Source organism: Gemmatimonadaceae bacterium (genome assembly GCA_016720905.1).
Taxonomy (GTDB): domain Bacteria; phylum Gemmatimonadota; class Gemmatimonadetes; order Gemmatimonadales; family Gemmatimonadaceae; genus Gemmatimonas.
The window spans coordinates 123,666-148,335 of the sequence record JADKJT010000014.1 but is presented as its reverse complement, the minus strand read 5'-3'; the positions used below and the strand labels follow the sequence as shown (position 1 = coordinate 148,335).

19 protein-coding genes and 5 pseudogenes are annotated in these 24,670 nt (G+C 62.3%); 9 read left to right on the top strand and 15 right to left on the bottom strand.

Annotation, left to right across the window (positions count from 1 at the left end):
• Positions 1 to 12: 12 nt before the first annotated feature.
• From IPP90_13120 to IPP90_13095, 6 genes and pseudogenes are all read left to right on the top strand, one after another.
• Complete coding sequence (locus IPP90_13120; GenBank protein MBL0171643.1) at positions 13 to 546, top strand: hypothetical protein; 534 nt, start codon at positions 13 to 15, stop codon at positions 544 to 546.
• A gap of 55 nt (positions 547 to 601) precedes the next feature.
• Positions 602 to 856, top strand: a complete 255-nt coding sequence (locus tag IPP90_13115; GenBank protein ID MBL0171642.1) for an acyl carrier protein — start codon at positions 602 to 604, stop codon at positions 854 to 856.
• A complete protein-coding gene (locus IPP90_13110; GenBank protein MBL0171641.1) occupies positions 853 to 1,221 on the top strand; it encodes an AMP-binding protein in 369 nt (122 codons plus the stop codon). The genes IPP90_13115 and IPP90_13110 overlap by 4 nt, the downstream gene beginning before the upstream one ends.
• Position 1,222: 1 nt before the next feature.
• A pseudogene (locus tag IPP90_13105) lies at positions 1,223 to 2,128 on the top strand (AMP-binding protein).
• Positions 2,129 to 2,712: 584 nt separating this feature from the next.
• Positions 2,713 to 3,753 carry a glycosyltransferase family 39 protein gene (locus IPP90_13100; protein MBL0171640.1) on the top strand — a complete coding sequence of 347 codons (1,041 nt, stop codon included), beginning with the start codon at positions 2,713 to 2,715 and terminating at the stop codon, positions 3,751 to 3,753.
• A gap of 188 nt (positions 3,754 to 3,941) precedes the next feature.
• The gene (locus IPP90_13095; protein MBL0171639.1) at positions 3,942 to 5,105 is read left to right on the top strand and encodes a hypothetical protein; all 1,164 of its coding nucleotides are present in this window, start codon (positions 3,942 to 3,944) and stop codon (positions 5,103 to 5,105) included.
• Between the two features lie 1,206 nt (positions 5,106 to 6,311).
• Here IPP90_13095 and IPP90_13090 read toward each other — a convergent pair.
• The 3 genes and pseudogenes from IPP90_13090 to IPP90_13080 form a co-directional block, all read right to left on the bottom strand.
• Positions 6,312 to 6,971 (bottom strand): annotated as a pseudogene (locus tag IPP90_13090) (WbqC family protein).
• Positions 6,972 to 7,337: 366 nt separating this feature from the next.
• Positions 7,338 to 8,489 (bottom strand): hypothetical protein, encoded by a 1,152-nt coding sequence (locus IPP90_13085; GenBank protein ID MBL0171638.1) that lies wholly within the window; start codon positions 8,487 to 8,489, stop codon positions 7,338 to 7,340.
• Positions 8,486 to 9,349, bottom strand: coding sequence for a DegT/DnrJ/EryC1/StrS aminotransferase family protein (locus tag IPP90_13080; protein MBL0171637.1), 864 nt, complete (start codon positions 9,347 to 9,349; stop codon positions 8,486 to 8,488). The genes IPP90_13085 and IPP90_13080 overlap by 4 nt, the downstream gene beginning before the upstream one ends.
• 345 nt (positions 9,350 to 9,694) lie before the next feature.
• Between IPP90_13080 and IPP90_13075 the strand changes: the two genes are divergently transcribed.
• Together IPP90_13075 and IPP90_13070 are read left to right on the top strand one after the other, a co-directional pair.
• Positions 9,695 to 11,146, top strand: coding sequence for an IS21 family transposase (locus tag IPP90_13075; GenBank protein ID MBL0171636.1), 1,452 nt, complete (start codon positions 9,695 to 9,697; stop codon positions 11,144 to 11,146).
• Positions 11,143 to 11,910, top strand: coding sequence for an ATP-binding protein (locus IPP90_13070; protein MBL0171635.1), 768 nt, complete (start codon positions 11,143 to 11,145; stop codon positions 11,908 to 11,910). Before IPP90_13075 ends, IPP90_13070 begins: the two co-directional genes overlap by 4 nt.
• 398 nt (positions 11,911 to 12,308) lie before the next feature.
• Here the strand turns inward: IPP90_13070 and IPP90_13065 are convergent, their stop codons facing one another.
• Together IPP90_13065 and IPP90_13060 are read right to left on the bottom strand one after the other, a co-directional pair.
• Positions 12,309 to 12,944, bottom strand: coding sequence for an ATP-binding protein (locus tag IPP90_13065; protein ID MBL0171634.1), 636 nt, complete (start codon positions 12,942 to 12,944; stop codon positions 12,309 to 12,311).
• A gap of 127 nt (positions 12,945 to 13,071) precedes the next feature.
• Positions 13,072 to 14,648: pseudogene (locus IPP90_13060) on the bottom strand (IS21 family transposase).
• Positions 14,649 to 14,959: 311 nt separating this feature from the next.
• On the opposite strand from IPP90_13060, the gene IPP90_13055 reads away from it, so the two are divergent.
• Positions 14,960 to 15,337, top strand: a complete 378-nt coding sequence (locus tag IPP90_13055; protein MBL0171633.1) for a transposase family protein — start codon at positions 14,960 to 14,962, stop codon at positions 15,335 to 15,337.
• Between the two features lie 9 nt (positions 15,338 to 15,346).
• On the opposite strand, the gene IPP90_13050 is transcribed toward IPP90_13055, so the two are convergent.
• The 10 genes and pseudogenes from IPP90_13050 to IPP90_13005 form a co-directional block, all read right to left on the bottom strand.
• Positions 15,347 to 16,144 (bottom strand): hypothetical protein, encoded by a 798-nt coding sequence (locus IPP90_13050; GenBank protein MBL0171632.1) that lies wholly within the window; start codon positions 16,142 to 16,144, stop codon positions 15,347 to 15,349.
• A gap of 262 nt (positions 16,145 to 16,406) precedes the next feature.
• On the bottom strand, positions 16,407 to 16,676 hold the full coding sequence (locus IPP90_13045) for a hypothetical protein (GenBank protein ID MBL0171631.1): 270 nt from the start codon (positions 16,674 to 16,676) through the stop codon (positions 16,407 to 16,409).
• Positions 16,666 to 17,127, bottom strand: coding sequence for a class I SAM-dependent methyltransferase (locus tag IPP90_13040; protein ID MBL0171630.1), 462 nt, complete (start codon positions 17,125 to 17,127; stop codon positions 16,666 to 16,668). Before IPP90_13040 ends, IPP90_13045 begins: the two co-directional genes overlap by 11 nt.
• Positions 17,128 to 17,233: 106 nt before the next feature.
• Positions 17,234 to 18,292, bottom strand: coding sequence for a hypothetical protein (locus IPP90_13035; protein MBL0171629.1), 1,059 nt, complete (start codon positions 18,290 to 18,292; stop codon positions 17,234 to 17,236).
• 12 nt (positions 18,293 to 18,304) lie between these two features.
• Positions 18,305 to 19,213, bottom strand: coding sequence for a glycosyltransferase (locus tag IPP90_13030; GenBank protein ID MBL0171628.1), 909 nt, complete (start codon positions 19,211 to 19,213; stop codon positions 18,305 to 18,307).
• A 114-nt stretch (positions 19,214 to 19,327) separates the two neighbouring features.
• Positions 19,328 to 20,502: pseudogene (locus tag IPP90_13025) on the bottom strand (aminotransferase class I/II-fold pyridoxal phosphate-dependent enzyme).
• Positions 20,503 to 21,031: 529 nt separating this feature from the next.
• Positions 21,032 to 21,406, bottom strand: a complete 375-nt coding sequence (locus IPP90_13020; GenBank protein ID MBL0171627.1) for a hypothetical protein — start codon at positions 21,404 to 21,406, stop codon at positions 21,032 to 21,034.
• A 6-nt stretch (positions 21,407 to 21,412) separates the two neighbouring features.
• Positions 21,413 to 21,874, bottom strand: coding sequence for a transposase (locus IPP90_13015; protein ID MBL0171626.1), 462 nt, complete (start codon positions 21,872 to 21,874; stop codon positions 21,413 to 21,415).
• A 119-nt stretch (positions 21,875 to 21,993) separates the two neighbouring features.
• Positions 21,994 to 22,386: pseudogene (locus tag IPP90_13010) on the bottom strand (transposase zinc-binding domain-containing protein).
• A 547-nt stretch (positions 22,387 to 22,933) separates the two neighbouring features.
• Positions 22,934 to 23,887 carry a hypothetical protein gene (locus IPP90_13005; GenBank protein MBL0171625.1) on the bottom strand — a complete coding sequence of 318 codons (954 nt, stop codon included), beginning with the start codon at positions 23,885 to 23,887 and terminating at the stop codon, positions 22,934 to 22,936.
• Positions 23,888 to 24,670 lie beyond the last annotated feature (783 nt).

The following is a 24,670-nucleotide window of genomic DNA, read 5'->3' as shown; positions in this document are numbered from 1 at the left end:
GAGGTGTATGCGATGTCCGTGCTTAGCGCACGATTCTCGCCCGATCTTGTTCTGCTCACCGTACATACGGGGGAATTGGATATCCTGTCGCAGAATCTGGAAGGCGCTCTCGGGCGCAGTGTATCCGTTCCAGATGCGGAATTGTCGCAATTGCTCAAACGAGCGATGGTTACCGAGAGCACGAGTTCCTCTGAGATCGCTCGCAGGTTGCGGCTCTATGAGGAGCAGTGGCAGGGGCGTGTGGCCGTTTGGGCAGCCGAGACGGCGCTAAAGATGAATGCAAGAGTGGCTGCGCTTCTTCTTCGATTGCCCGGGGAAGCTGGTAGCAGCAGCTTCACACCCATTCGGCGCAGTATGCACGCCGCAGGCATTCCTGTGTTGGACTGCTCCGATGCGTTTATGGATTTCCATGATGCCACGCTATGGGTTAGCCCAACCGACGCTCATCCGAACGCCGTTGGCCACCAACTCATCGCGGGCTGTGCATTGAAGCGGCTTCGAGCGCATCCCACTCTGCTTCCCGCCTGGCGTGCCGATGCACCATAGGCTTGCACGCTGAAATCGGTCGACACACTATACCCAGCCCCCCTTCGTGACAGACATCTCCATCATCGACGTGGTTAAGCAGCACATCCTTGAGCAGTATCTTCAGGGTGAGGATGCGGCTCTCCTGACTGAATCTTCGCCGCTCATCTCGGGCGGGGTTCTTGATTCGTTAAACGTTCTTGAGTTGGTATCGTTTCTTGAAAGGCGCTTTCACCTAGAGCTTGAGGCCCACGAGGCAGATCAGGCGCATCTCGATACTTTGAGCGATATCGCACATCTCGTTGCGAGGAAGCTTCGCCAACAACCATGACGCCGACGACGTTGCAGCTTGTTCTTCTCGAGGCAGCTCGCGACACGCCAGATGGCGTGGCCATCGTGGAAACGGACGACACTCGATTCTCGTTCGGCATGCTCTCGTCATTGGCCAGCCGCGTTGCGGCCATGCTGCGCCATTTGGGGCTGCGAAACGGCGACCGGGTAGGCATAGTACTGCCGAAGTCAGTGGATACTGTTGCCATCGTCTGCGGGGTGCTGCAAGCCGGCGGCGTCTACGTTCCCGTAGATCCCTTGGCACCGGCCGCGCGCGCGGCACTGATCCTTGCCGACTGCTCAGCCCGCCTCATCCTGACCACTTCTGCGATCGGTGTTCCCCTCCGTCGCGAACTGAGCTGCTGAGATCGATAGCCGACATACACATGCTGCCGACAATCGGGTAAGGCCGCGGTGCTGGCTCCTGGTCCGACGAGAGTCTCTTTGGATCGACAATCAAGCAAATGACTGCGATCTTGTCGCGCCCGATTCACCGGCGTGCATTCTCTATACATCCGGTTCCACTGGAAAGCCGAAGGTGTCGCCATCTCGCACCGCGCTGCGATGGCATTTGTCGAGTGGGCGACCGCCGAGTTCCATCCGGTCCCCGCCGACCGTTTTGCATCGCTCGCACCGTTCCACTTCGATCTATCGCTTTTCGATCTGTTTGTCGCAGCGTGCTGGCGCCGCCGTGGTGCTGATCGACGAGCCTACCTCCAAGAACCCACGTCGGCTTGCGGAGCTGATGGACGATCGTGGCATTACGATCTGCTACTCGACTCCCACGGCGCTGACAATGCTTCTGAACTATGGGAAACTCGAGCGTCATGCTTGCGGGTCCTTGCGACTCGTGCTTTTCGCGGGGGAGATTTTCCCGGTTCCGTATTTGCGGCAGCTCATGGCGGCGTGGCCGTCGGCCGAGTATTTCAATCTATACGGACCTACGGAAACCAACGTGTGCACGTGGTATCAAGTGCCTGTGGACTTCGCCTCCGCGGGGAGGACGACCTTGCCAGTCGGTCGCGCGTGTGCACATGCGCGCGTCAGGGTACTGAACGGCGACCAGCCTGTGCGTGTCGGTGAAATTGGGGAACTCGTGGTCAGTGGCGACGGACTCATGTCCGGCTATTGGAATCTCCCCGTTGTGGACGCCCGAGTGTTCTTCGTTGATGACGACGAGATTCGCTGGTATCGAACCGGTGACTTTGTGAGCGAGGCGCCAAATGGCAATCTGGTGTTCCACGGTCGTCGCGATCGGATGGTGAAGCGCCGTGGATACCGCATCGAACTTGCCGAGATCGAGTGCAGGCTGTCCGCGCACCCGTCGCTGACGTCGATTGCAGTTGTGTCGCATTCAAACGCTGATTCTACGGTGACGATCGCGGCTTTCTTTTCATGCGCCTTGTTGGCCAAGCCTTCGCTGATCGATTTGAGATCATTCTGCGCCAAGCACCTTCCGCACTATATGATCCCCGATCACTTCGTGTATCTCGACGCGATGCCGACGACATCGACCGGAAAGATCGACTACCAGGCGCTCGCATCTCCGAGCTCGCTCCAATGAGTCGCCTTCGCATCCTGCTGATTCTGGGCGTTGCGGCGGCGTTCCGCCTGTTCGGACTTGGGAATCGTGTGCCTTCTCTCGATGAAATGCACTATCGATATGAAATGGCACGCGCGCCGGTGATGATTGAGAATGGAACGTTTCGGGACCACAGCGTCCGTCATGCGTATGGGAGTGCCCCACACGGGATGTTGGCCCCACTTATGAACTTCGTTACTGGTCGTGTCGCGCTCGTAGTTCTCGCGCCAATTCTTCCGCGTCGCGATTACGGGCGTGACAACTTCCTTTCACGCTTGTTCCCCGCCCTCTGCGGGGTCTTCTTGGTGGGCATCGGCTACCTGCTTGCTCGCGTCCTGTTCAGCGACTCTACAGCCGAGTGGGTCGCTCTGCTCCTCGCGCTCAGCCCAATCCAGGTCAACTGGTCTCGAAGTGAGTATCTGGATGTTGCCATGACACTCTTCATGGCGCTGTCATTCCTTTTCGCAATGTGGCCCGAAGTGGTAGCGCGTCGAAGCTCAAGGCCTGAGGTGGCTACGCTCTCCGGCCTGTGCGCGGGGCTCGCGCTCGCCTGCAAGTGGTCCGCCATTGTGTTGATCCCGTTCCCGTTGGCGGTTGTTCTGTTCCTCCATGTTAGGTCTGTTGAGAACTCTCTTAGAGCCCCGCTGCTCTCAGGCGTCACTTTCTGTCTTTTCGCGACTCTCGCGAGTTTCTGCATTCTTTCCTTGGATTCCTTCAGGTGGGCGTACTCGCCGCCTGCGGGGGCGCCGTATGGCGTCCCGGGCTTCCCTAGGACGCCGTTTGCGATGGTTCAGGGACTCTCTGCGATTCCACTCGCGGAATTGCAGAGGCAAGCGATCGGATTCACTCTCAACTGGGCGGGACCGCTCTTTCCGCTCGTGTTTGCGATCTTGTTGTTGGCTCGAAGACCGGTTCGATCACGAACCGTCGAAGTGGTACGTACCGATGCAAGGAAGGGCACTCTCCTGATTCTTCTTGCTTCGACCCCGGCGTTTGTTCTTGTGCAGGGCGGCGAGCTAAACACATGGAGGGCATTCTACCCAGTGTTCGTTTGCATTCTGGCCTCAGGGCATTTGTTCGACAGCCTTGACCGCCGAAAACGCTTCGGACTGGGAGCGATGGTTTGCGTCACCATGATACCATTCACTGTGAGTTACGGTCTTCGCGTTGGCCCGAGTCTTACGGGCTACTTCGGTAGTGAGCTCCGCTACTCGCGGCATCTTCCCAACGGGCCGCCAATGCGGTGGGTGGCAAATCCGGACGGGAAGGAAGCCCTGATCCCGACGAATTTCATCTTCCAGCGGAGAAAGAATTGATTCCCGTGCAGTTGGAGCGGGGCGAGGCAACGAGCCGCGAACGCTCTCGGTCGTATGCGGTCAGCTTGGCGGCTGTAGCAGGAATCAGCCTCAGTTGCAGTATTTTCGCACCCGCGGTCATGTCTGGGGACTCGCTTTACATGTATCGCCAAGCGATTACCGGGGTCATCGAAGCCGGGAAACCCCCAATGACTGCGTTCATCTGGATGTGGATTCTGAGATTGTGGCCGAGTCCAGTCGCACTACTTCTGTTTCAGAATGTCATCTTTTGGGGAGGACTGGCTCTTCTCGTCGGCCGGTGCGGATTTCGGCCGATCGGCGCGGCGCTGGCGCTACTTGCCATTGGCTGCTGGCCTTCGGTGTTCGCGCTGCTCGGTACACTTTGGAGCGATGTGCTGCTCGGCGCGGCGCTCACCCTTTTTGTGGGGTTAGCGCTCACAGGAGCGAAGCGCCGATCACGCACTATCTTGGTCGCCTCGATCTTGCCCTTGTTCAGTGCGATGTCCATACGCTTGAACGCGTTGCCAGCAATCATCCCGCTCGTTGTGTGGCTGGTTGCGCTGTGGATTCGCGTCGCCAAACAACGCGCGGCACGGCCCCGCACTCTTGTGTCGGTTTCGATTCTCCTGCTCCTCGGTATGCTCACGACATCAATCGTCTTGAGCCGAATGATCGCAGTCCGGGACTCCGGCGGGATCACGAGAGCCCTCCAGTTCAGCTTGTTTCACGACCTCGCGGGCATTGCCGTCCTTACCGGCGATCTACGCCTACCGCCACATGTGTACCGGTCGATCCCGAACATCGATCTCTCTCTCGTCAGAGCCTCTTATGATCCGGCCGACGTCGCCCGGCTGATCTACAACCCACGTTGGCATTCAGAGGATTTCCTGACGACGGGCCGCGCTGAATTCCGCGAGCTGGTGCATGTTTGGCAAGGGGCGATCGCCGCGCACCCCAGGGCCTATGTACGACGGCGACTTGATGCTGTGGCCACGATTCTCCAGATCGACAGCGTATACTACCCATTTCACACCGGTATCGATGCAAACGATCTCGGGCTCAAGTTCGTCCGCGGTCCGATGTACGATCGTGCCACATCGTGGTTGTACGCAACCCGCGGTATCTTCTTTCGCAGCTGGGTGTTTGCCATTATCGCGATTCTTGTGCTGACTGTCGGCGTACATCGGAAGCGTTGGAGTGCGGTGGCCGTGTCTTCCAGCGGTCTGCTCTACGTCGCGCCGTACACTTTTGTCACGACGGGATCGGACTTTCGATATGTCTGGTGGTTAGTCGTATCCGCCTTGATTGGAGTGCTACTTCTGGAGCTGGGCGCTCAGAACTCGAGCGATTGACAGACGCCGGCGCGACAGGATTCCGCGATTTCACGAGTCGGGCGGGCGACTCGACTCGATAATTGTCCAGCTCTGCGCGCGTCCCAGAAATGTGGGCGACGATGTGACTGGCCTCGTAGCTTACGCAACGACAGACTCGCGTGGACGCGCCGTGCGAATCGCCGGAAGACGACAGCGATTGGCAATTCACCAGAAAGGACGCGCGTCGGTAGTTTGGATACTTGCATCCATTCTCTAACCGGTCGAAGACCTAGTGAGGGCCCCCCCCCCCGGCCCCCCCCCCGGGCCCCCCCCCCCCCGCCGGGGGGGGGCGCCGGCGCGCCCCGCGCCGCCGCGGGCGCGCCGGCCCGCCCCGGGCGGGGCGCCGGCCCCCCCCCGCCCGCCCGCCCCCCGGGGGCCCCCCGCGCCGGCGCGGCCCCCGGCCCCCCCCCCGCCCGCGCGCCCCCCCGCCCCCCCCCCCCCCGCCGCCGCGGCCCCCCCCCCCCCCCCGCCCGGCCGGGGGGCGGCGGCGGCCGCGCCGGGCCGCCGGCGCCCCCCCCCGCCCCCCGCCCCGCCCCCCCCCCGGGCGGCCCCGGGGGCCCGGCGGCCCGGCCCGGGCCGGGCGGCGCCGCGGGGGCCCCCCCGGGGGGGCGGCGGCGCCGGGGGCGGGCGCGGGCGGCCGGGCGGCCCGCCCCCCCCGGCCCCCCCGCCGCGCCCGGGGGGGCCGGCCGCGCCGGGCCCCGCCCCGGGGCCGCCGCCGGGCGCGCGCGCGGCCCCGGCGGGGGGGCGCGCCCGGCCGCGGCCCCCGGCGCCCCCCCCCGGCCCCCCCCCGCCGGGGCCCCCGCCGGGGGGCGGCGGGGAGGGGCGCGGGGGCCCCCCGCGCCGGGCCCCCCCCCCGCGCCGCGCGGGGCCCGGCCGGGCGCCCGCCGGCGGGCCGCGGGGCCCCCCCCCGCCCCCCCCCCCCCGCCCCCGGGGCGCCCGGGCCGCCCCCGCCCCCGCCCCCCGCCGGCCCCCGCCCCGCGGCCCCGCGGGGGGCCCCGCCCCCCCCCCCCGCCCGCCCCCCCCCCGGGGGGCCCGCCCCCCCGGCGCGGCCCCCCCCCCCCCCCCCCCCCCCCCCCCCTCCCCGACCCCCCCCCCCCCCCCCCCCGCGCCCCCCGCCCCCCCCCGCGCCCCCCCGGCCCCCCCCCCCCCCCGGCCCCCTGCCCCCCGCAGCCGGTCAAGATACGCCTTAATCTGGTCCGGCGCATTCCACATCAGCACATCGAGAATCGAGAGGTGCGGGATGGCGTACGGCCCACAGGGATATTCGAACTCGACCATGGGCTTGATCACCAGTCTGATTCCGTGCTGTTTGAACCGGTTGGCATGGTACAAGTCGGCACCGCCCGGAGGGTTGACGTACTCCGTCGCACCGACCGCCAACGACAGTCGAACGGCCAATTCCTCCGCCCCCTGAGTACAGCTCACATCGATACCCTGCTCGGACAGTATCAATGGCTCGAACCGGATGCTGAGTCTGGCGCAAACCTTTCGTAGCAGCTGCACGTTGAGCCTTGTGATCGACGATTCCCTGATGGACAGACAATCCTCGATCAACTCGCGGGTGGGAATGTAAAACGGCGCCCGTTTCCGGTACTGGTCCATTTGTTTGAGAATTCGACCACGCCAATCGATCGAATCGGAAATCTCGACGTCGCAGATTGGCGTTTGGACCGGATGCTTCTTGATGGGCGTCACGATGTACTGCCATCCTCCGGCCTCGTTCACAATGCGATTGCGGTTGATCCAACCGTGCCGGATGTACTGCACCGTGTCTGCGACAATCCAGCGCTCAACGCTGTTGATCAGGTCGAAGTATCCCAAGTAGGGAAAGAAATACGGCTGCATCGCGCCAGCTTCATGATGGGGGGCAACCGAAGGAACCGGAACGAATGCGCGAGAATCGACGCCCTTTGGGAAGCCCGGTACCTAACGACCGTCGAGTCGTCGGCCTCTCCGGAGTCTCGAATGAATGCCTCTTCAATGGCCCGCCGCCGGGAACCGGCATCTTCAGGCCCTTTCAGCGCCGCATCAAACGCACCAGCCAGATCATCAGCTTGTAGAGCGTGGGTTGCCGCGCGCCGAGCATCGAACTGGAGCTCATTACCGCTTGCGCGGGCGGCCTGAAGTGCCATCCACTCATTGTGCGGTGCCGCAGGTGGCAGCGGCGTCGGTTCACGCCAGCTTCCACTTTCGAGGCACGTCACATTGTCGTCAAGAGAAGTAGTCAACGCACCCCCCCGTGCGGCGAACATCCAAAGTCACACAATGCAAACCGCCATCCCAGAAGAAGCGGTGTCGAAAGTCAAACGGGATTGGCTCAATACCATATTTTCTGATTCGCGCAAAGAGCTCCGAATTGAAACCATTCATCAGCACGCGGTCAGGGCCAAGACTGAAAGCGTTGATGTCGAAGTGAGTTTCGTCGACATACCCGATCCATTCCTGCAACCACTTGGAAACGAATTCCTTGTAGAAGCGGCGTCTGCGAAGGCGAATGAATTCGTCGGGCAATGGCGTCTTGCTTTCCACCGGAATGAGATCCCAGCTCTGCAACGGCTCTGGTAGAGCCTCGCGTGGCAACCAGCTAAGCAGAAGGCTCGGTCGTAGGAGGGCTATCTTGCTGTCGAGGTGACCGAACGCATTGGCAGGATGAAAGCGGAACTCTGGCCCGGCGGCCTCTTTGATCCATCGAAGGCCGAGATCCGTGCCTTTGGCAAACGACGAAAGTGCGCTAGCCGGCCTCGTGTGAAAGACATCGCGTCCACACCGCATCAGCGCCGCAGCATGGAAGAGGACGGCCTTTCCTTCGTAGTCCAAGTAGGACCCTGATGAGGCGTCTAGCAGTGGGGGTGGCATTGAAATCCAGTCTGCACCCTTGATGTAATACTCAACGAAGATGTCGTGGCATGCCTGATTCTCAAGCCAACGGCTTGGGACACGCGAATAGACGTTGATGATCTTCGTGCCAATGGTAAGTGTGAGGTCTCTTGGAAAGATCGGAGGATTCGGATATCCAGACCGCCACGGACCAATGTCGACCATCTTTGGCTCACAAACATTCGCGTGAATCTCATAAAGGTCGTGCAAGATCTGCGGTCGGCGTACCGTCACGCCCGCGTCGGTAAAGATTTTCACGAGACGCTCAAAGTCCTCCTCAGTCTCACGTGCAACTCGCCGGAGCATGTCACGTAACTGCGTGTCATCCACGAGATCATAAGCGTCCGGTGGATAAGCTCGACCGACGATAACTTCCTCTAGGGGCTGGAACTCACTGTAAACCAGGACCGGCGAAGTCATGGCTGTTGGATTGGAGGATATTCCTGTTGGAGTTTCCGTTCCCGAAACATCGATGACCAGGCTCACACGGCGCCAAGTACGACCTCAGCAATATATGTCATGTGCCGAGGTGTGTATCTCTGATCGCACGGCAACATGAGGATTTCTGAGGCGAGTCGATGGCTATCAGCAAACCTGTTCGGAATGATGTCTCCGATCGGCCAGTGAACGGGCGGGTAGATCGAGTGCTCGAATAGAACCTGCCGAATTTCGTCTCGGCGCGCCACCCGGATCGGGAAGCCAAGAGGAACTGCCCCGGAGGGCAAGTTCGGAAACAGAGCGAGATCCGCGAGCGACGTGAGCAGACTCCCGTAATTCTCGACTCGCCTGCTCGCGATGCGGCAGTAATCGAATCCAAACCGAAGCAGACGCTCTGACAACTGGCTCATGGCGTATGGTCCAACGGGATGCTCGGAATCGGCCTCTCGACGAATGTCAAACCAGCGTCGGCTTCCACCGTGTCGGTCGAACTCACGCCGTTGAATCGATGCTTCGAGGGCCTTCTTCCACCATCTCACAGGAGACTGTTCTAAGGCGACGTCGAGTATGCTGTGCGTATTGCAGCGGAGAATCCCACCGTCCGGAACGCCGACAAATTTGCGCGGACTGAATAGGATGAAATCCGAATCAACGTGTTCGTTCTGCGACAGTAACGACTGGCAGGCGTCAGCGAGAATCCATGCGCCGCGCGCCTTCACTCGCGCCGCGATTGCTGAGCTTGTGGCAAATCCAAAGTAGTCGATGAGAACAACAAGATCCCCCGGTTGAATCCCGTCAACCCAGTTCCCATCGGGTATGTCGAGGTCATACCCGACTTCATAATACTGAACATCTCCGTCGGCCTCCGAAACCGCGCCGAGCATGGATTCGCAGAGATATGAGGGCATCCAAACGCAACCGGGTCTGAGCAATTTGGTGACCAGCCAGAGGCCGCACGAAGCATTAGCTAGCAGTAGCGTAGGTGCGCGAAGAAAAGTCGGTGGCCGATTGCCAGACAGCAGCGCGTCCTGCAGGCCGAACATTCCACCAACGATTTTCGGCGCGAAGCCGTCACGGTCAGCGGGACGTTACGCTACCTCTCTCACCGTGGTGAGGGAGGAAGGAGTGAACGTCTTGAAGGCCCATTTACGGATTACCATCACCACGCTGCTGGCGCGGGGCGCGTCGCAGCACGAGATCGCGCAGCGGACCGGCCGATTCGGCGCTACGCCAGGGCGGCAAATGCTCCCAGGGTGGCCACCGGCTCGGAGGCGATCAGCGGGGAAACGCCCCCACCCTGGCCACCGGGATCGGACGGCATCATGGCGTCGGCGCTGGTGCCGCACCGCGTGGTGCGCGGGACGGCGACGTCGGCCTGCGAACCGCACCGGGCGTGGATCGAAGCGCAGGTGGCCCTCGGCCGCAACGCGGTGAGTGTCTATCAGGACCTGGTGGATCAACACGGCTTCACGCACCAGTACAACTCGGTGAAACGTTTCGTCGCGACGCTGAAAGCGCGGGCGCCGGAGCGTTTCGATGTGCTGGAGTTTCTGCCCGGGGAAGAAGCCCAGGTCGACTATGGGCAGGGCGCGCCGACCCGCACGGCGTCCGGCAAGTACCAGCGCCCGATCCTGTTTGTCATGACGCTCAAGTATTCGGGGAAGAGCTTTCGGAAGGTGGTCTGGAAAACCTCGCAGGTCGTATGGGCGCAGCTGCATGAAGAGGCGTTTCGCGCCTTGGGCGGGTGCTGCCGGTACGTGGTGCTCGACAATCTGCGCGAGGGCGTGATCCAGCCGGACTGGTACGAGCCGGGACTCAATCCGGTGTATGCGGCGCTGCTCGCGCACTATGGCGTCGTGGCCGATCCGTGTCGCGTGCGCGATCCGAATCGGAAAGGGACCGTCGAGTCGTCGATCCAACACACGCAGGGCACCGCCTTGAAGGGGCGCACCTTCGAACTCCTCGACGCCCAGAACACGTGGCTGGCGGACTGGGAAGACCGCTGGGCGTCGCGGCGCATTCACGGCCGGAAGAAGCGCCAAGTGGCCGAACTCTTCGCGGAAGAACGCCCGCACCTACTGCCGCTGCCGCTTGAGGGCTTTCGGTATTTCACGCAGGGCGTGCGCACGGTGGATGATGCGGGGCTCGTGCAGATTGAGGGCGCGTACTACGCGGCCAGGGAAGCGGCGCTGGCGAGCGTGGTGACGGTCCGCGTGTACGCACACACGATCGAGATTCTGGATCGCACGGGGGCGGTGCTGCGCCGGCACGCGAAGGCGCTGCGCAAAGGGGCCTTCGTGATGGCGGAATCCGATCGCCTCTTCAATCCGTCGCGGCACACCGCGCGCATCTTGGCCCGCGCCGCACAGATCGGCCCGCAGACGGCCGCGCTGGCCCAGGTGCTCTTCGCGCGGCTGGGGCGACCCGGCCAGCGGGCGCTCTATGGCCTGGCGAGTCTGCCGCGGACCTATGCCTGCGCCGACATCGAAGCGGTGTGCACGCGCCTGCTCGCGGCCGACTGCGTGTCGTACGCCGCCATCAAGGCCGCGCTGGTGCGACGCGCCGAGGCCACGCAGGCGGCGGTCGTCGCGGCCCCGCTGACGCAGGCGGGACCGGGCATCCGCGCGCTCACGGAGTATCAAACGTTTTGGGAGCAACATGCGACGGATGACGCGTCGGCCCTCGAAGCGGGAGCGTCCGCATGACCATGTCCATCACCGAACTCGAACAGGCCCTGCGCGCGCTCCGCTTGTCCGGGATGAGCGCGACCATGCAGGCCCGCGCGCTGCAAGTCGCCGCGCACGAGATGGACTTCCTCGAAGCGTTTTCGTGGCTCGTGCAAGACGAACTGGATCGGCGTCGCTCGCGACTCCTCGACCGGCGCTTCACCCTCTCCGGGCTCCGCGAGCGCAAAGACCTGAAAGACTTCGACTGGACCTACAACGCGAGGCTGCCGAAACGCGACGTGCTCGCCCTGGGCACGCTGCAATTTCTCGACGCGAAAGAGGATTTGCTCTTGATCGGCCCACCGGGGACGGGGAAAAGTCACGTCGCGAAAGCGCTCGCGCTGCTCGCGGTGCAACGCGGCTACAAGGTGCTGTACCGCGAAGCGCATCAACTGATCGAAGACCTCGCCGAAGCGCGCGAGCTCGGGCAACTGCGCGCCTATCGGAAACAGCTCAAGACGGTCGATCTCCTGCTGATCGATGATCTCTTTCTCCGGAAACTGCCAGCGCAGGCCGGCGACGAACTCGCCGATGTGCTGATGAGTCGCTACGAAAAGGCGTCGACCCTCGTGACGTCCAATCGCCCCTTTGAGGACTGGGCCCGCCTCCTCGGCGACACCGTCGTCGTCACGCCGCTGCTCGATCGCCTGCTGCACCACGGCCACCTGCTCAAATTCGACGGCAAGAGCTGGCGCCTCAAAGAAGCGGCGGCCCGTATTGCGAAGCAGTCCAAGAGTACGTAGCCTGAGCCGGTCCCGCGCACGTCAGCTGGGGGAGTTTGACCCGGCCACAGCTGGGGGAATTTGGGGTGGCCACCGGGGCGGTCGTCGCAATCTTGGTCGAGGAGCACGCGCGGAGCGTGCGCACGGCCTGTGGGATCGCGGGACGCTCGTGGACCGCGTACTATCGCCCACCGCTCGCGGTGGACGCCGCCGATCATTGCCGCCCTCAAGGCGCTGATTGCGCAGGAAGGACGGTGGGGTTTCTGGAAGTGCCGCAATCGTCTGTGCGCCTTGGGGCATCCCTGGAATCACGAGCGCGTGTATTGCGCCCTGCGGCTCAATCCCTCAGTGGACACTTCAAATCCGGCCATTGATCGACACTTCAAAACCGGCCACCACGCCGGCGAGCTGAGACTGGGTTAGCGGGATGCGGCGACCGGGGAGTCGGTGGCCGTTTGAAGTTTCGTGCGCCAGCTGCGGGGACCGCAAGTGAGGACGTGCGCGTGGTGGAGCAGCCGGTCGAGGAGCGCGGTGACGGCGGCCGTGTCGCCGAGTAGCTTTCCCCAGTCGTCGACCGGGCGATTGGAGGTCAGCATCGTGGAGGCGCGCTCGTAGCGCCGCATGATCAGCTCGAGCAGATCTTCGGCGGCGGTGGGCGGCAGCTTGCGCATGCCGAGATCATCGATGATCAGCAGCGGCACGGTGCTGAGCGCCGCGAAGACCTCTTTGCGGGTGCCATCGAGGGTGGCGTCGGTGAGCTCTTCGAGCAGCAGGTGCGCTTCGCGATAGAGCACGCGATGGCCCTGCTGCAGCGCGGCCTGGCCGAGCGCCTGCGCTAAGTGGCTCTTGCCGGTCCCCGGTGGCCCGACGAGCAAAATGTCCTCGCGTTGCGTGATGAAGCGCCCGGTCGCGAGCTCGAAGAGCAGCGCGCGATTCATCTTCTTGTTGAAGCTGAAGTCAAATGCGTCGAGCGAGCGGCTGGGATCGCGGAAGCGCGCGTGGGCGCGGCGGCGTTCGAGGAGGCGATCCTGTCGGCGTTGCAGTTCGTCGGTCACGAGCATCGCGATCAGGTCGAGCGGCGCGAGGCGTTCGGCTCTGCGCCTGGCGTAGCCGCGCCTCCATGACGTCGGCCATGCCGGAGAGGCGCAGCTTGCGCAGCGCGTGATCGATTTCCAGTAGGGTTCATGAGGCAGCGGCCCGGCGATCGATGAGATCGCGGTAGAGGGTGAGTTGACGAATGAGGGGATCGACCTGCTGAGCGCAGTGCCCGCGGCTGACGCGTTCGAGGTAGCGCCGGAGGAAGCGGTAGTTGGGCGCGCCCGCCTCGAGGGCGAAGTGCGCGGCGTCTTCGGTGAGCGCAGGCCCATGCTTCCGCGCGAGCGCTAACACGCCGAGGATGCGACGCGGCGCGAGCACGCCCTCCATGCGGTGGATGTGGTCGCACACGGCGCCGATGGATGCCCCGGCCTTCCGCGCGACGGCCAAGAGCGCGAGCGTCTTGGTCGGCGTGCGCGTGGGGCGATCCGCGTCCTCGACGCGATGATGGCCGCGCCGCGTCCGCAGATGCTCGCGCAGCAGCTGGCCGGTCGGTGGATCGAGGATGCGCACGTGGAGGTCGCTCCCACTGCACCGCGACGCGCTGACCGATCCAGCCCGGTGGCGCGCTGTAGTACGCGGCCTCGACTTCGACGCAGCCATCGAGGTGCACGGTGCGCGTGCCGTGGCGGTAGTAACGAAAGGGCTCGAGCGGCAGCGGCTGCAGTGTGGCCGCTCCTCGGCAAACATCGCGGCGACCTGCCGCTTCGTCGTGCCATGGATGCGCGTGTCGGCCCAGCGGGCTTCCCACTGATCGAGGTACGCTTGCGCGGCCTCGAGCGTCTCGAAGCGCAGCCCCTTGAGCGGCGTCTTCTGCGTGTGCCCGATGCCCGATTCGACTTTGCCCTTGCGATCGGGATCGCGCACGCGACACGGCAGCGCGACGACGCCGTAGTGCGCGAGCACATCGCGATAGAGCGGATTGATGGCGGGATCATACACGTCGGGCTGCAGCACGCCCTCGCGCAGGTTGTCCAAGACGATCACGCGCACCGTGCCGCCGAGTCGCCGAAGCGCCGTCTCGTGAAGCTCCGCCCAGATCTGACTGCTGGACCGCCACGTGAGCAGCCGCACCGATTTGCGCGAGTAGCCGAGCGTCAGCACGAAGAGGCGCGTGCGCCGATACTTCCCGCTCACCGGATCGCGCACCATCGGCCCTTCGCCGTAATCGACCTGCGCCTTCTTCGCCGGGCGCGGTGATGATGATGCCGCACGGATCCGGCGCGGCGCCGCCGCGGTGCGTGCGCACGAAGCGACGCACACTGGCGTAGCGCCCCGCGAAGCCGTAGTCGTCCACCAGGTCCTGCCAGATCGCCATCGCATTCCGGCCCCGGCGGACCCCGCCCAGATCAGCTCGCGGTAGGCTCGCAGGCACTCGCCGTCGGCGCGCGACCGGGTGGGGGATCGGCCGTCGCCGGCTCAGCCGATGCGGCGTCCCTGGTGGCGGAGTCGGTGAACACCACCGCCGTGGTGGCCGGATTTGCCGGTGGCCACGCACTCGTCCGACCCCCGCGACGGCGCACCGCGATCCCGGCCGCCTTCAGGTACGTGCCCACCGTCTCGCGGCGGACACCGGTGGCGGCCTCGATGCGGCGGAGCGACCAGCCCAGTCGCCCTAAGGCGAGGACCTGCTGCTGTTTGGAGTCGTGCAACACGTTGCTCATGACGGCTAAGCACCCGTCGAGGGCTCGCCGTCGTCAACGTCTCAGCTCACGCGCCGTGGTGGCCGGTTTTCAGGTGTCCACTGGTGGCCGGTTTTGGGTGTCCACCGAGGCAATCAGGTGCGTCGCACGAAGAAGCGCGTGCTCGCGGGGGGCGCGCCCGGGCGGCTGCCCGCCCCCCCTTGAACGACACGTGGGCGATGGACTTCATGGGCGACACGCTCGGAAACCGTGCGGCGCTATCGCATTTTCAACGTCTTGGATGAGGGCAATCGCGCAGCCCTTGGCGATCCAGGTCGACATCGCGCTGCCGAGTGCGCGTCGTCGCCGTGCTGGATCAGTTGGTGGCGATGCATGGGGCACCGCGACGTCTCCGCGGTGACAACGGTCCCGAGTTCGTGGTCGAGCTGCTGCGGACGTGGTGCGCGCAGCACGGCATCGAACTGCTGTTCATTCAACCGGGCAAACCGAATCAAAACGCCTACATCGAACGATTCAATCGCCGTTACCGGAACGAGATCCTCAACGACTGGGTGTTCACGACGCTCGCCGAGGTCCGTGAGCTCAGTGAGGCGTGGCGCGTGCGGTCCAACACGGAGCGGTCGCATGATAGCCTCGGCGCGCTACCGCCTCTGACCTTCTTGCCGACATCCACCAGCCCCGACGAGTCTCACTTCAAACGGTGTGCTTGACGGGGAAGCTTACGACGGGGTTCTGTATGCCGGGAAATAACCAGAATAACCGTCGGGATCGATGGATACTCGGCGACAGAGATCGACGTACACGTCGGGCCTGTAAACGTGCTTCAAACAATAGAATGGAGTCTCACGAAGACCAAATGAGGCCTTCGCCTTTGTGAGCCTGTCACCGGGATGAACCGTTCCACCTAGATTGAATCGGGCAACACCCAACGATTTCATCGTTTCGACGCCGTACCAGATCAAGCGCGACGTGTGCCGTTTGCCTTTTCGCACTGAGACGTTGAACAGTCCGTCCGCCACGGCTTGAGTGAATGCGATCACTGCGACCTCTTCGACCTCTTCGACTGCGTCAGGGGTGCCAATCCCGACGAGCATCACGTTCGGAAGTTGAACAAGGCGTGATAGCGTGGCTTGGGTTAGGTAATAGCCTGGCGCCGCGCCGACACGGTCAAGAAATTCGTGATAATTATTCAGGACAAAACGTTCGAGCGGGCTCCGCTCCAGCAGCAAGCTGGCTTTCACAGTTTCCCAATTGCGTAGCTCCTGTCGTCGAGTCCGGTGAAGGTTCGCCCAAAGTTGAGCGTAACTCAAGGAGAGGTCGAATGCATACACCGTATTGGAAGGGTAAGCCTGGCTTCGATAGACATGGTTATCAAGTGCCGGATGTAACGCGAAGTAACCGCAAACATAAGAGCGCTGACTGGCGAAGTCCCTCCAGTTTTCTTCAAAATCATCGCATGCTCCATTTCCGACAAACCCGCTGAACCCAAACGGCGTAACAACATCCACGTATCCCATGAAGCTTCGTTCCGAGATTGGGCACACGACTCGTCGTCCCCGGTCAACGAAACTATAAAGGTACGTCGGGTATCCAGTGGTACGCGCGATGGCGTCGCAGCAACCCCAGGTGTGCGCAAGGCGTGCCGGATTCCGGTCAGCGCAGCCTCCCATGAGGCGCGGTCATCAAGGGGAATCAACCGGTGCGTTGACACTGTTATTTGAGCCCGATGCTTTTTCTGTCCGTGCGGTGATGTCTGGTGCCGCATTCGGCCGCCCTGAATCACGCGACCCCGACGGAGTGAATGGAAGCGTCCACGCCAATGTACGCCCCGTGCTTCCACAGCCCATCCTCAATGTGGGTCCCTTTCAGACCCGCGCGTTGGAACGCCTCAACATACTGTGCGCGCGTAAATAGTCCGACTTCGTACATCTCGCTGAATTGACTGACCCCGTCCGGCGTTCCAACCATGTACTGGACATGAAAACGAGCTGTCTGATCAAGTTTTTCACCAACATACATCCATGCGAGCTTGAGGTCGCTACGGTCCACGAAATGCGCGGCCAATTGCCCGATTCTGAAATCGTCCGGGTGAAGAAGGCTCAATTATCAGAATACCTCCGGGATTAAGGTGCTTGCTCAGTGTCCGGACTGTATCGAAGAAGCACTTCACCGTCTTCACAAGACAAATAGAACCGAACAGGCACATGACGACGTCGAAGCGCCGTGACAATTCGAAATCGACCATGTTTGACTGGTGCAATGGTATACCCGGACAGCGTTCGCGCGCGATGGAAAGCATCTCTGCACTGAGGTCAACCCCCTCGACACTAAAGTCGTTTCGAAGGAGCGCCAAATGCTTGCCGGTACCACACGCGACATCGAGTATGCTGTCCGCACCGGCGTGGTACTTTGCGATGAGTTCGCGGAGTCTTCGGACTTCACTCGGATAGTCCTTGAAGCTGTACATCGTGTCGTAGATTTCCGCGTCTCGAGTGTACATGTCGCTCCTCTGGGGATAGGCCGTGCTGGGAGACTCTACGCTGGTTTCACACGCCGCGCAACCCAATGGAAAGAGATCGACAACTCGATTTCTTGCCACGAGTTCGTCAGGACCCAGTACCCGCGTGCCGGGTGATTGAAGCAATTCGTGCCATGTCAGCCCTGGAGTATCGTTGATCACACGGCAGCGTAAGAATCTCTGCAGCGAGCCGGTGGCTCTCGCTGAATTGCGGCGGCACAATGTTGTCGATCGGCCAGTGAATCGGAGGATAAATCGCGTGGTCGAAGAGTTCCTGACGAACCCTGTCCCGGTGCGCGACCCGAATCGGAAAGCCGAGCGGGACAACCCCCGCAGGCATGCTGGAAAACAATGCAAATTCCCGCAAGTCCTCGAGCAGCCGGCCGTAGTTCTCAATTCGTTTCCGTGAAATCTCTTCGTAGTCAAAGCCAAACCTCAGAAGGTTCTCCGTCAGCTGACTCATCGCATAGGCTCCAATCGGTTGCTCAGAGTCTGCCTGCCGGCGCAGGTCAAACCAACGCCGACTCCCTCCGTGGCGGTCGAACTCCCGTCGGAGAACGGATGCCTCCAAAACCTTCATTGTCCATGCTACCGGTGCCTGGTTCAACCGAACGCGAGAGATCACCTTCGAATTGCAGCGGAGCAGCCCACCGTCCGGAACTCCAAGGAATTTTCTCGGACTGAAAAGCAAAAAATCCGAATCCCTAGCGGCGTTGTCGGACAGCAACGCTTGGCGCGTCTGTGACGATACAAGCACCATTGGCTCTTGCCCGGGCTGCCACCGTTTGGTCCATGGGGAATCCGAAATAATCGACAAGCACCACGAGATCTCGGGTCGGATGCGTTCGAGCCAATCGCCATTGGGAATGTGGAGGTCATACCCGACTTCATAAAACTGGATTTCACGACCCGCCGCATGGATGGCAGTCACCATTGACTCACAGAGATATGACGGCATCCAAATACGTCCCGGATTGAGCTCCCTTGCCAAAAGCCAGAGCCCACAAGAAGCGTTCGCAAGCATTAGAGAGGCGTCGTCAAGAAACCCCGGAACACGACCGTTGATCCATTGGAGCTCAGGCAAACCAAACATACCTCCAACAATTGCCTGCGCCCCCTTCTCTGTAGTGGAATTTTCAGCGTTCATCGTGCGGGTGACTCAAGTGGCACCGATGCCAAGCATTCGACGCAAGCCCACGCCAACGCTTTCAGCGACGAGACGCCATGCCGGAGGATTTCGGATCGCGACGAGGTGCGCACACTTCAATATGATACCTGGAGTTGTCTCCTTCAAGCATATCAACTCGCTCATGCGGTGTAACATCAGCGTTTTGAGAAACGCACGATCGCTACCTGTAAACACCGGGATCAGATCGAAGAGAGTTCGCACATCCTTGGAAACCTTCTGATAGTATGGCTGGCTCGACCAACTGCCACCAGCGTGTTCGCGATACACGCCTACAACCCGGTCGAGGAAACACACCTGACCGAAGTTGGTGTGCGCAATGCACCACATTGTGCCTGCCCAATCCGCTTCAAGAAAATGTATGGGCGCGGCTAGCAGGACATGTCGCGGGAACATCTTCGTACACGTCCGAAACCACCAAAGACCTTCAAAAAGCTCACGCGCACCAAACTTCGAAAGAATCACACTGTTCTCGCTCGGCGTGATTTCAGACGGTGCGTTTTCTCCCTGTTTCCAGATCTGCGCACGTGCTCCACAGATGAACGCCTTCGGATTGGCTTGAAGTAGTTCGACCTGGAGCTGCAACTGTAGTTTGTCAGTCCAATAGTCGTCTCCCTCGAGGATTGCCACGTATTCTCCACGACATACCCCCAGGATACTTACGAGATTCTGCCGCCCGCCCGTATTATATGGTTGGAGCATCAACCTGATCCGGTCGGGGAATCGCTCCTGATAACTCAACACAATCTCACGCGTGCGGTCAACAGAGCCGTCCTCCCCGATGACTACCTCATAGCGGAATGTCGTTTCTTGCATCAGGACTCCGTCAAGGGCCTGAGCAATAAAACATTCGTGGTTGTAGGTAACGATCAAGACGCTCACCAAAGGGGAGGTTGGCAAGGCACAATCGAACACTTGCTCTACACGCTTCCGAAGCACGTTTGCATCATGCGTAGGCTTGCCTGAGGTCCGGGGATCATTGTGATAACAGGTGCGCTATCCTGAGATTCTTTCCGCGTGCCCAATCGCCAACTGCATGATCTCACAAATGGCGCCGATTGCATCTGTCGAGACGGCAGACCCTGTCGGGAGGCAGAGCACACGGCTCGCGATGCGCTCAGTTTGGGGCAAGAGCAGGCCCACGTGCGGGAAGAGCGTGCGATACGGCTCCATACGATGACATCCAGGCCAGAAATATCGGCGCGCGAGGACATTCTCTGCGTGCAGGGTTCGCATGACTGCATCCCGACTCAAGCCAGAGGACGACTCTTCAACCTCCACGACGACGTATTGAGCGTTTCGCCTGTGCCTCTGGTCATACTCTCTCAATCGGATGCCGGGAATGCCGGACAATCCTTCGCGGTACGCTAAGTAGTTTCGGCGGTTTGTCTCAATGAATTCGTCCAGGCTTTCCAAATTCGTCAGTCCCATCGCTGCTTCGGCTTCATTCATTTTGCCGTTGGTGCCGATGTGCTCCGCAGTCGTAGTCGGTAAATCCAAAGCGTATCATGGCACGCAACTTTCTGCCAGCTCATCATTGTTGGTGGCAATGGCACCGCCCTCCAGGGTGTTGAAGACTTTCGTCGCATGAAAACTGAACACTTCGGCCTCGCCGAAATTACCTATCATGCGATCCCCATACGCGCAGCCAAACGCGTGTGCGGCGTCGAACAACAAATGCAGTCCGCGTCGCTTGGCGAGATCCGTCAGTGATTCGATCGCACAGGGCTCTCCCCACAAATGCACGCCGAGGATGGCGCTCGTTCGCGGGGTGATCATGGCTTCGACACTGTTCGGGTCAAGACAGTGGGTACGCGAGTCGATGTCGCAAAACACTGGTTTGATTTGCTGCCATTGCAAGGCGTGTGCCGCTGCGACGAACGTGAATGACGGCATGATTACTTCGCCGGTCAGTTCGAGTGCGCGAATGGCAAGTTCTAAGGCCACCGTGCCATTGCCCGTGGGAATGCAGTGGCGGACACCAAGGAATTGCACAAGCCGCCGTTCGGTTGCGAGACGAGCTGCCCATTGTTGGTCAGCCAGCGGCGATCCAGCATTCCTTCGATGCGGCGCAGGAATGCCGCGCGGTCCCCAATATTCGGCCCGCCCACGTGGAGAGGCGATGCAAAGCGCGGCTTATCGCGGGAGCGCACGAGCTGCTTTGCGGGCATGTGTCAATCGCTCATCGCTGAAGGTGGGTGAAACGAACAGAAGTCTAGGCTGGTGGCAGTTGGGCCTGGAAGTTGTTGGGAATGCGAGGCCTCTGCAGAAAACTAACTAGTGTCCATCCTGAAACGCCTCTTTCGCGATGGTGGAACCACAAGACGAGAGACGGATGACTGGAGACTGCAGACTCCAGACGCTGCTGGTCTTGGCCTCGAGTCGCTCGTCTTCCGTCTCCCGTCTGTTGTTCAATCAGCCGCACGGACGGCGCATTCACCACTTTCAGGACAGACACCAACTATGTGCGGGGGATAGGAAGCTCAATCGGGGTCGGTCGAGTATCATCGGGGTCGGCCGAGTCTACGGCGGGTGCCTCCGCCGCGCGAGGATCGGCGGGCGGGCGGCGGTGCGCCTCGCGGGCCGTCCGGTACCCGGCCGAGGCGGGTTCGCGGGCCTGGTGAGGACCGAGGCGACGCGCCGGTGGGACCACCGCGCACGCCGAACGTCCCGCCCGTCGTCGGGGCGTCGGGGCCGTGCTCAGGGGGCGCGGTGGGCTGCCGCGGGTTGTCGCGTGGCGCCCGGTGCCGACGCGGCCCGGGTCGATGGGGGACTCCGCGCGCCGGCGTTCGACTCGCGCGTGGCGCGGGTGCGGAGGTGGGTCAGGATCTGGTCGATCACGGACGGCTTCGTGACGCACGCCAGCACGCGCATCGTGCCGTGGCACCCCGGGCACCGGAGCGGGTCGACCTCGAAGATCTGGTGCAGGAGCGCCGCCCACCAGCGCGACGCCTCCGTGGGGGCCAGCCGTGGCGCGGGCACGATCACCGGTGGCCGCTCCGCTGCGGCCGCCTCGGCGTGGCGGCGCATGCCGCGCGGCCGGTTGGCATACCAGCCATAATACCGCGTCGTCACGTGGCCCTAGTCCGGGATGTGGACCAGCACCCGCACGAGGAACTCGAGCGGTTCCGTGGTCTCGGTCCCGGCGGTGGGACCCTCCGACTTGTCGGAGCGGTAGGTCACGGCCTTCGCCGTCCGATCGTAGGTCAGCCGCTCCAGGGCCACGGGATTCCGCGCGCAATACCGTGCCAGTCGGGTGGCAAAAGCGCGGTCATCTTCCGGTACCCAGACGGCCGTATGCACGTGGAACCCCGAGTGGGACCACGTGAGCATGCCCGCGGCCTGCTCCGCATCGAAGAGCTCGGGCGCACGAACAACCGGAGTACGGCGCGACGGAACGCATCTGTCAACCGCCGTGTCATGGACCGGCCACGAGACAAAGGTGCCATCGGGCCGGAAGCCGCCGTCCGTGACGAGCAGGTGGAGGTGCGGATGCCAGTTGGCCCGCGACCCATGCGTCTGCAGACACGCCACGATGCCCACCGTGAGCCGCGCTCCTTGGTCAGCGCGCGGATCGCCGCCGTGACGGTGCGCGCGGCGGCGCGGGCGATCTCACCGAGCAGACGTCGCCGATACAAACAATAGGCACGAAGCCGCTTCGGGATGGTGAGCACGACCTGCCGATGCGGCACGGGCGCGAGGAGCGTGGTGTCCAGCCACTGCGTCCAGATGGCGAGGCGCTTGGCGTGGCAACTCGGGCAGAAGTAGCGGCACTTGCAGAAGAACGCCAACAGATACTCGTGTGCGCACGCGTCGCAGCGGCTGCGCGCGAGGCCGTGTGCGAGGACACCACACGCGAGGAACTTGTCGGCGACCTGCGTCACGATGGGACGCCATGGGCCATACTCGCGGGCGAAGCAGTCGTCGTAGACCGTCTGTCCAGATCCGATGGCGATACAGCGTGCTTGCCCCGACTGGGAGCGGTAAGATATGTGAGTCCGACGCCCCGGATCGTTGCGGCGTCGGCGCCATTCTCGCGTCCAAACTGCCGCCACGCTTCGTTGACGGCAGTGATCCTGCCGTGTCGATCAAATCGAACCAGGGTGATGGGCGCGATATCGAGTTGCGCCTGAGTGCGTCGTGCCTCGGCGCCGTCCCGAGTCGACTTTCGAATGTGCGCGATGCTGGTAGTGGCGAACGCTACGACAATGGCGTTGGTCGAGGCCGCGCGAAGCCAGAGCCGTACCCGCAGATCAGCATCCGCGATAGGGCCTGCGGAGACCAGTCCGAACTCCCACGCGGTCATGGTGATTGCCAGCAGGGACGTCAGCGCGATCGTCAGGCTCAGCCACCACCAACGGTTTTCGTCCCGAACTGTGCCTTCAAAGCCGAGCATGGTAGCCGTCTGTATGGGAGACGCTACAGGTGCCGCCGAAGCTACAGCGCGCCGGCGGTCGCATGGAACAGGACGGCCGATCCGGATCCGCGCTCGCGCGTCCGAGAGACCGCGCTAGCCAAGTGCGTCGACGGCTGCCGTTCAAACCTTGAGTGCGTCTGGCCATATACGGTCGACTTCGCACGGCGGCCGGCGGAATCTGGCGATTAATCGGCCGGCGCCGCACGCTTTTCTTCGTTCGGACGACGCATGATCATGAAAAGCGGCGGCAGGTAGAGAATGGCGGACAGGAACCAGGTGCCATATCGCCATTCGACTCCTCCCTGGTACATCCAGAGGAGCAGTCCGAGCAAGCTGATGTAGACATAGTTGATCGATTGCCGTGCAGTGGCCGGGATGAGCCAGAGTATCAATTGGTCGTAGAACCATGGAGCCTGCGGTACACACGCGTAGCCTAAGAGGAGTCGAGCCTCTGGACGCCGCCACCGGGTTGCGAGAAGAAGCAGCAGTGGTCCGGTGGGCGTCAGCAATGGAATCACGCGACCCGGTACCTCCATCAAGTCATGAAACCATTCAGCCGGCCAGCCCGGGCGAATCAGCAGGGAGAAGGCCAGCAACAGGCAAGAACCGAGAACGAGCCACTTCGTAGGTCGAAACAAGAACGTGGCCAGCCCGACGTTTGGCTTCACGACAGCGAGAAAGCCCAACCATGGAAGCACAGCGGCCGCGGCGATCACCGGCGTCCACGTGCCGATAACGGCGGAGATGAGGTAGGGCGCGCTCGCGAAAACGAGAAGCTTGTAGACGCCCTGTCGTGCCAGTCCATATGCGAGAAGCCCCGACGATAGCGCGACGAAGAGCCCACCGGCAATTGCGTATGGCAAGGCGACGAAAGGCACCGTCACCAATGCGGCCGGGAGCGGATAGAAGAAGTTGGTCTCGAAGCGCGCAGGATCGATCGCGGGAATGACATCGTACGGACTTTCTCCGCGCAGCAGCGCTTGCGCCGCCGTATACCAATACAAGAAGTCTCCGGGACGATCCGCTCGACTCATGGACAGAAACGCAATCACGAATCCAAACGCCGCCGCCGCGAGTGCCCAGCGGAGCGCCGTTCGCCGTGATACGGCCGATCCGAGTTGCGCGGACACGTCGCTCACTGCTTGCGCGTCTCGCGCTGATGCGCCGACAAGCGGAGCCACTTGGCGCTGCCAAGCATTATCGTTCATGTCGCGGGGTTCGGGAACGTCCGACAACGTGGCGGATCGCTGCGCGGATTCGGCTAGGAGTTAGCCCCCGCGACACACGGGCGCCAGATCTTGCTGGTCGGCGCGCTCCGCGTCTCAGAAGCTGGTTGATCTGGTGTCTCGCCGCGCGTCAGGAAAGTGGCCTTTATGCCTTCAGGTGCCGCACTGCCGTTCACAGGACTCACACACGCTCGACATGATCGCAGTCAGCGTTCGCACCAGATTAACACAATGATCGGAGACCTGTGCCTCGTCCTGCTCAGGGCTTCTCGAAGCGCCGAGCCGCCTGAGGCAGCGACCTTAGTATGACCATCGAATACCCACCGTCGGTAGGCGACCAACAAACTTCTCTGGCGTCGACACTACGCGGAGCTGACGGTCACTCGAGGTGACGTGGTGCGACCAGCCGCTCTGGTTTGCGCGATTCCAGCAGATTGAACACCTCCAGATAGCGGGGATAGTTGGTTTGAAGCGGCGGCTGGCCCTCCACAGTAACGTGGAGATACCCTCTGCTCCACCACTATCCACGCGCTCACCGTCTGCCGACGGGGCGCATACCGGGAGGCCAACCGCCATGGAGATCATAGGCCTGGATCTGCACAAGCGCGAGAGTCAGTTGTCCATCAAGGCGGCCGACGGGTCCATCACCGACCGCCGGATCGCGACCAGCCGGGAGCGGTTCACGGCCGTGTTCGG